Here is a 12,564-nt window from a genome sequence, read left to right on the forward strand (position 1 = left end):
CTACTCCGTCATCGCCTCGCGGAGCGTCCGCGGACGCATGTCGGTCCAGGTGCGATCGATCCACGCCAGCACGTCGTCGCGGGCCGCGCCGTCCGGGCCGCCGTAGACGATTCGCCAGCCCGAGGGCACCTGCGCGAACGTCGGCCACAGCGAATACTGCTCTTCGTCGTTGACCAGCGCGAAGAACGTACCCTGATCGTCGTCGAACGGATTGGTCGTCATCTCAACTCCTCTGCGTGGGGATTCGTCCATGTCGGAATCTGTGCATCGCGGGACTCGTCCGTGTCGGGATCTGTGCCCGTGGGGATCCGATTGTGCTCGGCCCAGAATCCGGCATACCTGCCGCCGGATTCGAGCAGCTCGTCGTGCGTGCCGATCTCGGCGGCCCGCCCGCCGTCGAGGAAGACGATGACGTCGGCGTCGCGAACCGTGCTGAGCCGGTGCGCCACGATCAACCGGGTCCGGCCGGGCCCGAGTTCGTCGAACGCAGCGCGGACCGCCTGTTCGTTCTCGGGGTCCAGCGCCGACGTCGCCTCGTCCAAGAGCACCACTGGCGCGTCCTTGAGCAGCGCGCGAGCCACCGACACCCGCTGCCGTTGGCCGCCGGAGAGCGCGGTCCCGCGATCACCGACCGGCGTGTCCCACCCGTCGGGAAGCGCCTCGAGCACCTCGTCGAGACGGGATCGACGGGCGACCTCGTCCAGCCGATCGTCGGAGACCTCTCCGTGTCCCACGGTCACGTTGTCCCGAATCGTCCCGTCCACGAGGTGGACGTCCTGGAAGACGACCGCCAGCTGACGGTTCAGGTCCGCGGCGCGCAGGCCTCGGACATCCGATCCGCCCACCCGAACGCTGCCGGCGGTGACATCGAAGAACCTCGCGACGAGGCGAACCAGGGTGGTCTTCCCGCTTCCCGACGGACCGACGATCGCGCACGACCCGCCCGTCGGGACTGCGAACGACACCCCGTCGAGCACCGGCGAGTCGGGCGTGTACCCGAAAGCGACGGCGTCGAACTCGACACCGGCGCCGCGGATCGGCGCCGACCGGGCGGGTTCGGGCAGCGGCCGTGCGGCGAGAACCTCGGCCATCGCCGCGACGTCGGCCTGCGCCGCCCAGATCATGCTCGATGTTCGACCGAGTGCTGCTACGGCATCGACGAGAAGCGCGGCGAACAGCACCAGCGCCACGCCGAACGCGGGCCGCACCGTCCCGGCGTCCACACGGAGGGCGACGGCGACGATCACCGACGACAGGAGGATCGCCGAGCCGAGCGCGAACGCGGTGACGCCGACGATCGCGCGGACGAAGTAGCGGCGTCCGGCACGGCGCGCGACGGCGATACTTCGACGCAGGTCACCGTCCACGTCGCTCGACCGGCCGCACGAGCGGAGCACGCTCTGCTTCTGTCCGAACTCCACCAGGTCCGCGGCGATCTGCTCGGCGACGTCTGCGGCCTCGGCCGTGGCCCCCCGGAGAATCCGTCCCGCACCGACGTGGACGATACCCAGAATCGCCAGGCCGACGGCGCCGACGGCCGCGACGACCGGATCGACGGCGGCCGTCACGACCACGATCGATGCACCGAGTACCCCGGCGCGCACGTTCACCGCGACGATGCCGCTGAGAACCGTGGCCAGTGAGGTGGCCCCGGAGGTCAGCAACCGCTGGACGCGGTCTTGGTTGGCCGGACGGAACCAGCCGAGCGGAAGGGCGACGAGGTGCTCGCCGAGCCTGCGATGCAGTCCCGCGATCACCCGCGTGACCTGAGCCCGCAGCGCCTGCATCGCCCTCCGTTCGACGCCGAAGGCGAGAGCGCTCGCGCCGGCGAAGGCGGCCGCCCACCACAGCGTCTCGGGGAACCGTCGACCGAAGAGGGCCCCGACCAGCGGCACGAGCAGGGCGAAGCATCCGGCCTCCGCCACGGCCGCGAACCCGATGCGAATCAATGCGCGGCGCAGTTCGGCCACCGTGTCACGCCCCACGACGGTCGTCAGAACGGTCAGCATCGCGCCTCCCGACGCCACATGTCGGCGTACACGCCGTCGGCTGCGACCAGTTCGTCATGCGTCCCCGATTCGACGACGGCGCCGTCGTCGAGCACCACGATCCGGTCGGCCGCGGCGATCGTCGCCAGACGGTGCGCGATGGTGAGGACGGTGCGTCCCCGGGTGAGCACGTCGAGTGCGCACAGGATCCCCGCCTCCGATTCCGGGTCGGCCGCCGACGTCGGCTCGTCGAGCACCATCACCGGTGCGTCCGCCACGAGTGCCCGCGCGATCGACACCCGCTGTGCCTCTCCGCCGGACAAGGCGGCATCGTCGCCGATCACCGAGTCGTATCCGCGCGGCAGAGTGAGGATCCGATCATGGATGCCGGCGGCGCGCGCCGCAGCCTCGATCTCGGCGAAGCGTGCCGTGGGGCGCGCGAGCGCGATGTTGTCGGCGATCGACCGACGCAGCAGTTGGACGTCCTGGAACACGAAGCCGACGATTCGGTACAGATCGTCCGGGGTGAGGTCTCGGACGTCGACCCCGCCGAGCAGGACTCGCCCTTCCTCGGGGTCCCAGAATCGCGGCAGCAGTCGAACGAGGGTGGACTTGCCGGATCCCGAACGACCGACGAGCGCGGTCGTGCTCCCGGCCGGAAGGCGCAGCGAGATGTTTCGGACCGCAGGACCGCCTCGGCCGTAGCAGAAGCTCACCGACTCGAACTCGACGGACACCGGGGCGGCCGGTGCCGGTGCAGGCGACGACGGCGGTTCGAGCCGGCGCACGTCAGTGATCGCACCGATCGCACGCAGGAGCAGGAGGGTCCTTCGCCACGCCGCCAACGCCGTGGGCACGGCGAAGACGCTGCGCGACACGGTCCATGCCAACAGCAGGAAGACGATCAGGTCGGTCGGATCGGCCGCACCTCCCCATACCAGGAGTGCCCCGGAGACGACCACGATCGCCAGGACCGAGTTCCAGGACGCGAGCGCCTCACCGGCCAGACCCCGTCGCTGCTGATCGGCTTCGCGACGGGTGTATGCGCGTCCGAAGCCGTCGACGGCTGACCGGAAGCGGTCGGACGACGCATCGACGTCACCGTAGATCTTCACCACCTCGATGCCCTGGACGAGCTCCAGCGACCGTGCGGACAGCCGCTCGAGGGCAGCCTCGTAGTCCGCGTCGGCGGCGGTGGCTCCGCCCATCCGGCGCATCTGTATCGTCGTCGCGGCGACGACCGCCACCAGCACGGGAGCCGCCAGGATCGGTGCGGACAGCACGAGGACCACCAACGCCAGGCCGCTCGTCGTCAGGTACCGCACGACCATCGGCGCCACCTCGGAGACGACACCGTTCACGCCCGCCGCATCGGGCCCCGCGGCCTTGCCCAGTCGGGCGGTCGCCGCACCGTCGGTGAACCATCCCAGCGGCACCCGACTGACGTGGTCGGCGAGATCGACACGCAGTCGCTGCTCCGCCCGACGCCCCGCGGTGAAGCTCATCGCGAAGGATGCCGCATGGATCAGCGGAGTCGCCACCAGCGCCGCGACGGCGGTCCACACGAGCGGCCAGTGCACCTCGCCGGGGTCGATCAACCGGGTGACGACGCCGGCGACCGTCACCATCGCCCCGACGGTCAGTGCTCCACACATCGCCTGAAGGGCGCACGCGACCACTACCAGGGCACGCGACCCGCGGACTATCGACCAGAGGTGTCTCATCGTGACCGGTCGTCCTCTCGGAACCGGCTCCACGCCGACCAGAGTTCGGCATAGCGGCCTCCTCTCGTCAGCAGGTCGGCGTGGGAGCCCGACTCGACGAACTTCCCGTTCTCCATGACCAGAATCCGGTCGGCGCGCGCCGCTTGGCTGAGCCGATGCGCCACGACGAGGGCGGTCCGACCCCGGACGACCGCTTCCACGGCGTCTTCCAGAACGCCCGCGTCCGAGCTGTCGGCGTCGGCCGTCGCCTCGTCGAGGATCACCACCGGTGGATCGTTGAGGAGCACGCGGGCCAGCGCCGTCTGCTGCTCCTGCATCGGCGTCAACGCGTGCCCTCCGGCACCCACCACGGTCTCGGGTCCGTCCGGGAGGCGCGACACCCAGTCCCGCGCGCCCACCCGGTCCAACGCCGCCGCCACCTCGGCGTCGGTCGCGGACGGCGCCCCCATCCGCAGATCCGCGGCCACGGTGCCGGCGAAGACGTGTCCGTCCTGGGTGAGGAGCACCGGTGCCGTCTCGCCGTCGGCCTCCGCCACCGGCCGCCCCGCGATGCGAACCGTCCCCGAATCGGGGCGGTGCACGCCGGCGACCAGGGCTGCGAGGGTCGACTTGCCGGCGCCCGAGGCTCCGACCACCGCGACGGTCTCTCCCGGCGCGATCGTCAGGTCGACGGCGTCGAGGACGCGGCGATCGGGTCCGTAGGCGAAACTCGCCTGATCGACGGTGACGCCCGGCGCGCTGCGGCCGGCGGAAGTGACCGGCACGCCGCCGCCGGCGGGGGCACCGTCCGCCGCGGACACGACACCGACGACCCGGGCCAGTGAGGCCGCCGCCGACTGGACGTCGTCCATCACGAGAAGCAGAGCGCCGATGGGACCGAAGAGCCGCAGGTAGAGAAGCATCGCGGTGGTGATGGCGCCCAGGGTCGCCGACTGCTGCTCGATCAGCAGACATCCGAGGAGCAGGACGGCGGCCATTCCCGTGAACTCGGCGAGATTGACCCGACCGAAGAGTTGATTCTGGACGATCCGCGCCCGCATCGTCTCGCGCACGACCCGCCACGACCATCCCGCCACCAGCCGTTTGGACCGCCCCACGACCCCGTACGCGTGCACTGTCGGCAGCCCGCGGATGGCCCCCAGCAGGTGGTGGGCGCGCGCGCCCGTCGCGGCGCGTTCGGCCGCATACACGGCCGGGGCGGTGCGCAGATACCGTTGTGCGGCGATGCCGTAAACGGGGAGAACAACGGCCACGACCAGGAGGAACCGCCAGTCGAGGGCGGCGAACCCCACGATGCTCGCCGCGACGGCGAAGCCCGATCGCGCGAGTGCCGGCACCCCTCGGGAGATGGCCTGGCTGATCGCACCGATGTCGTCGGTCGCACGTGAGACGAGGTCGCCCGACCCCGCCTGTTCGATCTGTGCTTGGGACATGCGCAGCGCCGCTGCGACCAGTCGTTCACGCAGCCGGGCCAGGGCGGTCTCGAAAACCTGGGCGCTCGCCGCCACTCCGAGCCCCGTGAGAGCGGCCGACCCGACGGCCGCACACGCCGCGGCTCCCCCGATCCGCAGGACCGCGGCGACTCCGGCATCGTCCCCTGCCGCATCGACCAGGGCCCCGAACGCCCACGGGATCGCCAGTCCGAGCGCCGCACCGACGGAGAGCACGCAGAACACGGCGATGAGCGCCCATCGGCGGTCGGCGAAGAGCCCGCGCACGTAGCGGGCGGTCGTCGCCCCGTCTGCGACCGGAAGCGCGGCAGGAGCACCGGTTGTCGTCATCCGAGCACCTCGCTGTCGCTCGTCGCGCCCCGATCGGGGGTCCCGGTCGACCGGACGACCTCGACGCGTCCGTCCGCATTCACCGCGAGCACGGTGTCCGCGGCCGCGATGAGCGTCGGGGAGCTGGTGAACACCACCGTCGCGAGCCCCGGTCGCGACGCGCCGAGACGATCCGCGATCACGGATTCGGTCACCGAGTCGACCGCGCTCGTCGGGTTGACGAGCACGAGCGTTCGCGCCGTCGACGCCAGTGCGCGGGCCAACGCGACGCGTTGACGCTGGCCTCCCGACAGCAGGCGTCCGGCCTCACCGACCTGTGTCTGCAGGCCGTGCGGAAGCGCCTCGACCACGTCGTCGCACGCCGCGGCGACGAGTGCCGGGGCCACGCGATCGGAGGCCCCGCCGAGCGCCACGTTCTCGGCGACGGTCCCTTCCAACAGTGCGCCGTCGTGCGGCGCCACTCGTACGGACGCCAACGCCGCGGACTCCGACAGGTCGTACAGGTCGACGCCGGCGGAGCCCACGGTCGCCGTCCCCGTCGGCGGAACCGTTCGCGCCAGCAGTGTCGTCGCGGCGGCCGTCGTCTCCGCATCGCACAGCACAGCGGTGACTCCGGCCGCGGGGAACTCCAGATCCACGGGGCGACCGTCGGCGCCGAGCGGTCCGGTGATCCGGACCGGGACCGCGTCGTCGTCGGGAAGGTCGCGGGTGCCGCCGTCTCTCGCGAAGGGTGCCTGAAGAACCGTGAGGACTCGTGCGGCCGACGCGGTGCCGGCGACCCAGACCTTGCCGACGTTGGTTCCCATCGCCTGCAGGGGGGCCATCACGACCTGGGTGAGACCGACCACGGTGATGAGCTGCCCGACGGTGAGCGAGCCGTCCACCGCCTGGAGTCCGGCGAAAACCCCGATCACGACGACGAACAGTGCGGCGACGGCTTCCATCGCCGCCACGTAGGCGCCCTCGGACCGTCGGGCCCCGATCACGGCCGCGAGTGCTCGACCACTGGCGGCTCGGTGTCGGCGGCCCGCCTCCGCCTCGGCGTGGATGCCCTTCACGACCCGCAGGCCCGTCACCAGGTCGGCCGCGGTGCCCGCGGCGTCGGCGGCTGTCCGTTGCTCGGTCTCGCTCCGACTCCGAAGCGAGCCACCCGCCTTGTCCAGGCACCACAGCATCGCGGGCGCCCCGAGGAGAACCAGGATTCCGAGCGGCCACGAGATGGCGACGAGGACGGCTCCGCAGAAGATGATCGCGGCGAGTTCACCGACCGGGTACAAGCCGAGTGCGACGGTCATCGCCAGGCGTTGGACGTCCGCCGTCGCGATGGAGAGCAACGCGCCGGGGGGTTGTCGACACCGGAACCCCCGCGGGTCGAGGATCCGGTCGGTCACCTGGGTGCGTAACCGATGCTGCACGGTGTTCATGCCGAGGTAGCCGATTCGGGAACCGAAGCGGTAGCCGATCGACAGCATCGCGAAGACGGCTGCCAGGACCACGATCCAGCGGAGCGTCGCCGACCAGTCCCCCGTCGCCACGGCGCGATCTATGGCCAGCCCCATCACGACGGGGACGAGCGCCTCCCCGATCTGGTGGGCGACTGTCAGCACCCCTGCGGGAAGGGTGCGCCGAACATCGGCGAACACGGTGCGTAGAACGAGCCGGCTCGCGGTGGTGTCCGGGTCGACGCGGATCGGGCGGTGCGGCGGTGGCCGCTCGGGCGCGTGAAAGTAGACCGGCATCCGCGGCGGTGCGATCACGGGTGCCGGCCCGGTGCTCGGGTGAGCAGGTCGATCCAGGATCCGACGCGGGAATCCGACGAGAGCGCGACGACGTCCACGTGTTCGGCTCCGGTCGCACGCCACTTCTCGATCAGGGACATCAGCCGCACCGAGTCGAGTCCGAGGTCGGCGATGTCGTCGCCGTCGGCGATTTGCGTCGACGGGACACCCGTCATCGCTGCCAGATCCTCGACGATCGACTCGCGGGTCAGTCCGGCGTGGTCCGCCATCGTGGGTCCTCTCATTCGTCACGGTTCGGTCGGTTCACCACCGACCGACTGTCATGATGGATAGGCTATCCTTACTTACCCTCGCGAGTGCGGGCACCCCGTCACCCCGACGACCTCGGCCCGGTCACGACGGGGACCACCATCGGCGTGCCCGACTCCGGGTCCGCGATGATCCGGCACCGCAACCCGAACACCTCGTCGATCAACTCCGCGGTCACGACCTCTCGCGGAGACCCCTGGGCGACCACGGTCCCCGCTCGCATCGCGATCAGGTGATCGGCATAGCGAAAGGCCTGATTGAGGTCATGCAGCACGGCCACCACGGTGCGGCCGTGGCTACGCTGCAGATCGGCGCACAGATCGAGCAGTTCCACCTGATGCGCGATGTCCAGATAGGTCGTCGGCTCGTCGAGCAGGATCAGCGGCGTCTCCTGCGCCAGCACCATCGCCACCCAGACGCGTTGCCGCTGCCCACCCGACAACGCGTCGACCGGCCTCGCCGCCAGGTCGGCGACCCCCGTCGCCTCCATCGCGGCCAGCACCACCGCAGCATCGTCGGCCGACCATTGACGAAACATCGACTGCCGCGGGTAGCGTCCGCGACCGACCAGGTCGACGACCCTGATACCGTCCGGTGCCAGCGAAGTCTGCGGGAGAAGCCCGAGGCGGCGTGCGACCTGTTTGGCCGAGTAGGAGCGGATGTCCGCACCGTCCAGCACGATCTGTCCGGCGCTCGGCGCCAACAGTCGCGCCAACGCTTTGAGCAACGTCGACTTCCCGCAGGCGTTCGGCCCCACGATCACGGTGAACTGACCGTCCGGAATGTCGACCGACAGACCCGTGCTGACCGCGGCGCCGCCGTAGCCGATGCTCACGTCATCGGCGCGAAGTCGAACCGGATCCACCGGTGTGTTCATCACGTCCTCCCGTCGCTGAGATGTCCCTGCGGCCTCGCGCCCGTTCCGGCTCATCGCCCCGCCCTCGTACTCAACAACCAGACGAGGTACGCACCGCCCAGCGTGGAGGTGACCACACCGACCGGCAGTTCGACGGCTCCGAACGCGTGTTGCGCCGCGAAGTCTCCCGCCACGAGCAGAAGCGACCCCATGGCGGCGGCGGGCGCGAGCGATGTGCCCGGCAGGCGAGTGAGCCGTTTCGCCAGCTGCGGGGCGGCCAGCGCCACGAACGATATGGGGCCGGCCACAGCGGTGGCCGTCGCCGTCAACGCGACTCCCAGGACGACGGCGCCCAGTCGGGTGCCCTCGACCCGGTGGCCGAGGGACTGCGCCGTGTCGTCGCCGAGTTCGAGGTACGGCAGGCGGTAGGCGATCCAAGCCGCGGGAACCACCTGCACCGCAGCCAGGATGAGGGCCGGTGTGGCAGTCCGCCAGTCGATTCCGTTGAGCGTGCCGGCACCCCAGGTCGCGGCCACCATCGCGCTCTCGAGGTCGGCCCGCATGATGATCCACGTGTTCAACGCGGCGAGCATGGCGCTGACCCCGATGCCCACGATCACCAGACGAAACCCCTGCACACCGGACCGGAACGCCAGCAGATAGATCAGGACCGCCGTCGCGAGACCGCCCACGAGAGCCCCCGCGGACGTCGCGAACGCGCCGCCGCCCACGAGCACGATGACCACGAGAGCGCCCGTGTACGCGCCGGTGCCGAACCCGATGATGTCGGGGCTGCCGAGAACGTTCCGCGTCAACGACTGAAAGATGGCGCCGCTCATCCCGAGCAGCGCACCGAACACCAGGGCGACGACGACCCGCGGTGCGCGCCATTCGGTGACGATCTCGCGTTCCATCGCCGTCGCACCGCCACCGAGCGCTCGCAGCACCCGCAGCGGATCCATCGGATAATCGCCGACACCGAGGGAGACGACGCCGATTCCGATCGCCACCGCCAGGAGGAGACCGGTCACGACCACCCAACGCACGCCGATCCGCGCCGACGGACGATCCGCGCCCGCCCGGATGACCAGCGTGGTGCGACCGGCGTCGACCTCGGCCCTGACGACCACCCCGCCGCCGTAGTCTGCACGGCGCATCACAACCCACCCGCCTTGGCCCCACGCACCAGAACGATCAGCACCGGGGCCCCGAAGAACGCGGTGAGCAGCCCCACGGGAAGTTCCCCGGGCGGTGCCGCGACGCGTCCGACGATGTCTGCGAGCAGAACCAGTGCGGCTCCACCCACGAGGCTGTACGCCATGATCCACGGCCGATCCGGCCCCACCATCCGGCGCGCGATGTGCGGCACCATCAGACCGGCGAACGAGATCGGGCCGGCGGCCGCCGTCGCCGCTCCGCACAGCAGAGTCACAGCGACCGTGCTGATCGCCCGGGTCCGCACCACCGACGCGCCGAGGGCGCGTGCGGTGTCGTCGCCGAGCGCGAGCGCATTCAGGGTGCGGGACACGACGAGCACGAGGACGAGCCCGAGTGCGATCCACGGCACCACCGCGGTCACGACCGCCATGTCTCGACCGGCGACGGCCCCGGCGTACCAGTACCGCATCTCATCGAAAGCGTCCGGATCGAGCAACGTCAATCCGGTCGTCACACCCGTCAGCAATGCACTGACGGCCACCCCGGCAAGGGTGAGCCGGATCGGCGACCCGCGGCTGGGGCCGGCCGACCCGACCGCGTACACGACGACAGCGGCGATGCCCGCGCCGGCGAATGCGAACCAGAGGTATCCGTGAAGCGATGTGATGCCCAGGAGCCCCACCGCGACGGCGACGAGGAACGCCGCTCCGCTGTTGATGCCGAGCAGACCGGGGTCGGCGAGCGGGTTCCGAGTCACCGACTGGATCAGTGCGCCACCCACGGCGAGCGCGGCCCCGACCAGCACGGCGAGGATCGTCCGCGGCACCCGGGAATCCCGAACCACGATCGCGTCACCGGCCGCATCCGTCCCGACCAGCGCCTGCCAGACGGTCCCGAAAGGAATCGGCTTGGCCCCGACCCACAGGCTGAGCACCGCCAACCCCGCCACGGCGACGACACCGACGACGAGACCCGTCGACCGCCACATCGCCGTGCGGTCCACGGTCGCCTCGCCGCCGGTCCGGCGGACCGCGTCGATGACGCTCAATCGTCCCCGGGATCGTGGTGGTCGAGGTTGACCGTCCCCCGCCGCCAGTAGCCGTCTACCTTCACCTGCTCCTTCGGCAGTCCCAGCTCCCGTCGGAGGTACCGGCGAGGGGACTTGAGGCTGTCGGCCTCACCGGCCATCCAGGCGAAGACACGCCCCTCGGGCAGATCCTGGCCGCGGATCGCGACGTCGAGGACGTCACTGTCCCCGGGTGCGGCGTCTCCCCGATGGAGGTACCGCAGCCGCAGTCCCGGGCGCTCGGGAAGCGCCACCTCGGCGTCTTCCCCGGACACCTCGGCGAACGCGAGGACCGGCTTGTCGGCCGGCAGTTCCTCGAGCCAGCGAGCGAGCGCCGGCAACGCCGTCTCATCGGCGGCGAGGAGATACCAGTCGTATCCGACCGGGTAGAAGTGCGACCCCCGTGGCCCCAGCAGGCCCAGCCGGTCGCCAGGGCCGGCCTTCTCCGCCCACGTGCCGCCGACTCCGTGCGTGTGCAGCACGAAGTCGACGGTCACCGTTCCGGCGGCCGCGTCGAATGCGCGCACCGTGTAATCGCGGTGGATGGGGCGCGGTCCGTCCTCGGGTGGCACCATGCCTCGCGGCCCCACTTCCGGCATCACGATGGAGCCGTCTCGGGCAGGGAAGAACAGCTTCACGTGCTGGTCCGGAGCCATCGCATGGAAGTGGAAGCCCGCGGGATCCTCCACTGCGAACAGGACCCGTTTCATCCTCGGCGCGATGTCCTGGACGGACACCACGTCGATCCAGCGCGGCCGGAGGTCGTGCATGACCAGGTTGATCTCGTGCTCGTGCGGACCCAGGCGAGTCTGGTTCACGAGGCGCCTTTCTGTTGCATCGTTTTAGCCGAGCCTACCCTTACCACATGTAGGTCGACCACACGTAGGTCGACCACACGGCGGGTGGACACCCGTCGCGCCGTCATGAGGGCAGCCGCCCCAGACCGTCGGCGATCGACCGCAGGGTCGCCATCGCCCCGGTATAGGTTTCGGCGCCGGCGTGGGCAATCGTCAGGACGCGTCCGGCGCGCACCGCGGGCAGGTCCTTGAACGCAGCCGAGTCCAGCACCTCCCTCATGCGCGGGTATTTGAGCGATCCGTCGGCGTTGACCTGGTAGACGATCACATCCGCGTCGGCGAGGTCCGAGATCCGTTCGAGCGAAACGATGTCGGAGAACTTCTCGTCGGTACCGCCGGGGAACGACATGCCGAGATCGTTGGCGATGTTCGTCGTGAACGAGTCGTCGTACTCGCGCTGGAAGGAGTTCGGTTGCGTCGCGTTGAAGATGGAGAACGCCGCGAACGTCGTTCCCTCGATCTTGTCGGCGTACCGCGCCTTCACCTCGGCAGCGAGCTTCTCGTACTCCGCCTTTCCCTTGCCGAACGCTTCACCGCGGCCCGCCGCCGTCGCCGCCTTCTCCCCCACCGTTCGCCACTGCGTCGGCGTCGTGGGACCCACGTCCACGGTCGGCGCGATCGACTGAAGACGGTCGTCGTTCAGTGCAGACTTGTACGTCTTCGCGGGAAAACCCGAGATGATCAGGTCGGGATCCAGTGCGGCGATCTGCTCGTACGAGACGTTCGCACCGCCACCGGAGTTGGTGGCCGCCGCTCCAGTCGGCAGTTTCGTCAACGAGTCGTATCGCTCGACCATCGCCGGATCGGCGAACGCTGAGACGTCATATCCGTCCGTCGCCGCCACCAGTGGCGCATCGACCTCCAGCAGCGCCGGTATCGCCCGCGACAGAGCGACGATGCGCTGCGGCTCCGCCGGGATCGTGATGGTCCCGTTGTTCGCCGCGAACTCCGTCGTCGCCCCGGCCTCCCCCGAACCGCCGTCCTCGGGCGTGCACCCGACCATCAGCGCCGTCACCGCCAGCGCCACCACGGCCGCCGCGGTTCTCGTACCTCTGAATCCCATGCTCGTGCCCTTACCTGCTCTCA

11 protein-coding genes are annotated in these 12,564 nt (G+C 70.3%); all 11 read right to left on the reverse strand.

All coding sequences use genetic code 11. From position 1 onward, the window contains the following. The 11 genes from G528_RS0106620 to G528_RS0106670 all read right to left on the reverse strand — a co-directional run bounded on the left by G528_RS0106620 (position 1) and on the right by G528_RS0106670 (position 12,541). Positions 1-222 carry an MbtH family protein gene (locus G528_RS0106620; RefSeq protein ID WP_026918291.1) on the reverse strand — a complete coding sequence of 74 codons (222 nt, stop codon included), beginning with the start codon at positions 220-222 and terminating at the stop codon, positions 1-3. Continuing rightward, positions 219-2,009, reverse strand: coding sequence for an ABC transporter ATP-binding protein (locus G528_RS16640; RefSeq protein WP_156890364.1), 1,791 nt, complete (start codon positions 2,007-2,009; stop codon positions 219-221). The genes G528_RS0106620 and G528_RS16640 overlap by 4 nt, the downstream gene beginning before the upstream one ends. Next, the gene (locus G528_RS16645; protein WP_084638067.1) at positions 2,003-3,712 is read right to left on the reverse strand and encodes an ABC transporter ATP-binding protein; all 1,710 of its coding nucleotides are present in this window, start codon (positions 3,710-3,712) and stop codon (positions 2,003-2,005) included. Before G528_RS16645 ends, G528_RS16640 begins: the two co-directional genes overlap by 7 nt. Further along, the gene (locus G528_RS0106635; RefSeq protein WP_026918292.1) at positions 3,709-5,493 is read right to left on the reverse strand and encodes an ABC transporter ATP-binding protein; all 1,785 of its coding nucleotides are present in this window, start codon (positions 5,491-5,493) and stop codon (positions 3,709-3,711) included. The genes G528_RS16645 and G528_RS0106635 overlap by 4 nt, the downstream gene beginning before the upstream one ends. After that, positions 5,490-7,250, reverse strand: a complete 1,761-nt coding sequence (locus tag G528_RS0106640) for an ABC transporter transmembrane domain-containing protein (RefSeq protein WP_026918293.1) — start codon at positions 7,248-7,250, stop codon at positions 5,490-5,492. Before G528_RS0106640 ends, G528_RS0106635 begins: the two co-directional genes overlap by 4 nt. After that, a complete protein-coding gene (locus tag G528_RS0106645; protein WP_026918294.1) occupies positions 7,247-7,501 on the reverse strand; it encodes a phosphopantetheine-binding protein in 255 nt (84 codons plus the stop codon). The genes G528_RS0106640 and G528_RS0106645 overlap by 4 nt, the downstream gene beginning before the upstream one ends. A gap of 101 nt (positions 7,502-7,602) precedes the next feature. Beyond that, positions 7,603-8,418 carry an ABC transporter ATP-binding protein gene (locus tag G528_RS0106650; protein ID WP_026918295.1) on the reverse strand — a complete coding sequence of 272 codons (816 nt, stop codon included), beginning with the start codon at positions 8,416-8,418 and terminating at the stop codon, positions 7,603-7,605. Between the two features lie 50 nt (positions 8,419-8,468). Continuing rightward, the gene (locus G528_RS0106655; RefSeq protein WP_051198385.1) at positions 8,469-9,554 is read right to left on the reverse strand and encodes a FecCD family ABC transporter permease; all 1,086 of its coding nucleotides are present in this window, start codon (positions 9,552-9,554) and stop codon (positions 8,469-8,471) included. Then, a complete protein-coding gene (locus tag G528_RS0106660; RefSeq protein WP_051198387.1) occupies positions 9,554-10,603 on the reverse strand; it encodes a FecCD family ABC transporter permease in 1,050 nt (349 codons plus the stop codon). The genes G528_RS0106655 and G528_RS0106660 overlap by 1 nt, the downstream gene beginning before the upstream one ends. After that, a complete protein-coding gene (locus G528_RS0106665) occupies positions 10,600-11,439 on the reverse strand; it encodes a siderophore-interacting protein (protein ID WP_245569696.1) in 840 nt (279 codons plus the stop codon). The genes G528_RS0106660 and G528_RS0106665 overlap by 4 nt, the downstream gene beginning before the upstream one ends. Before the next feature lie 103 nt (positions 11,440-11,542). Further along, on the reverse strand, positions 11,543-12,541 hold the full coding sequence (locus G528_RS0106670; protein ID WP_026918299.1) for an ABC transporter substrate-binding protein: 999 nt from the start codon (positions 12,539-12,541) through the stop codon (positions 11,543-11,545). Positions 12,542-12,564 lie beyond the last annotated feature (23 nt).

This window comes from Gordonia shandongensis DSM 45094, from assembly GCF_000423025.1.
Taxonomy (GTDB): domain Bacteria; phylum Actinomycetota; class Actinomycetes; order Mycobacteriales; family Mycobacteriaceae; genus Gordonia; species Gordonia shandongensis.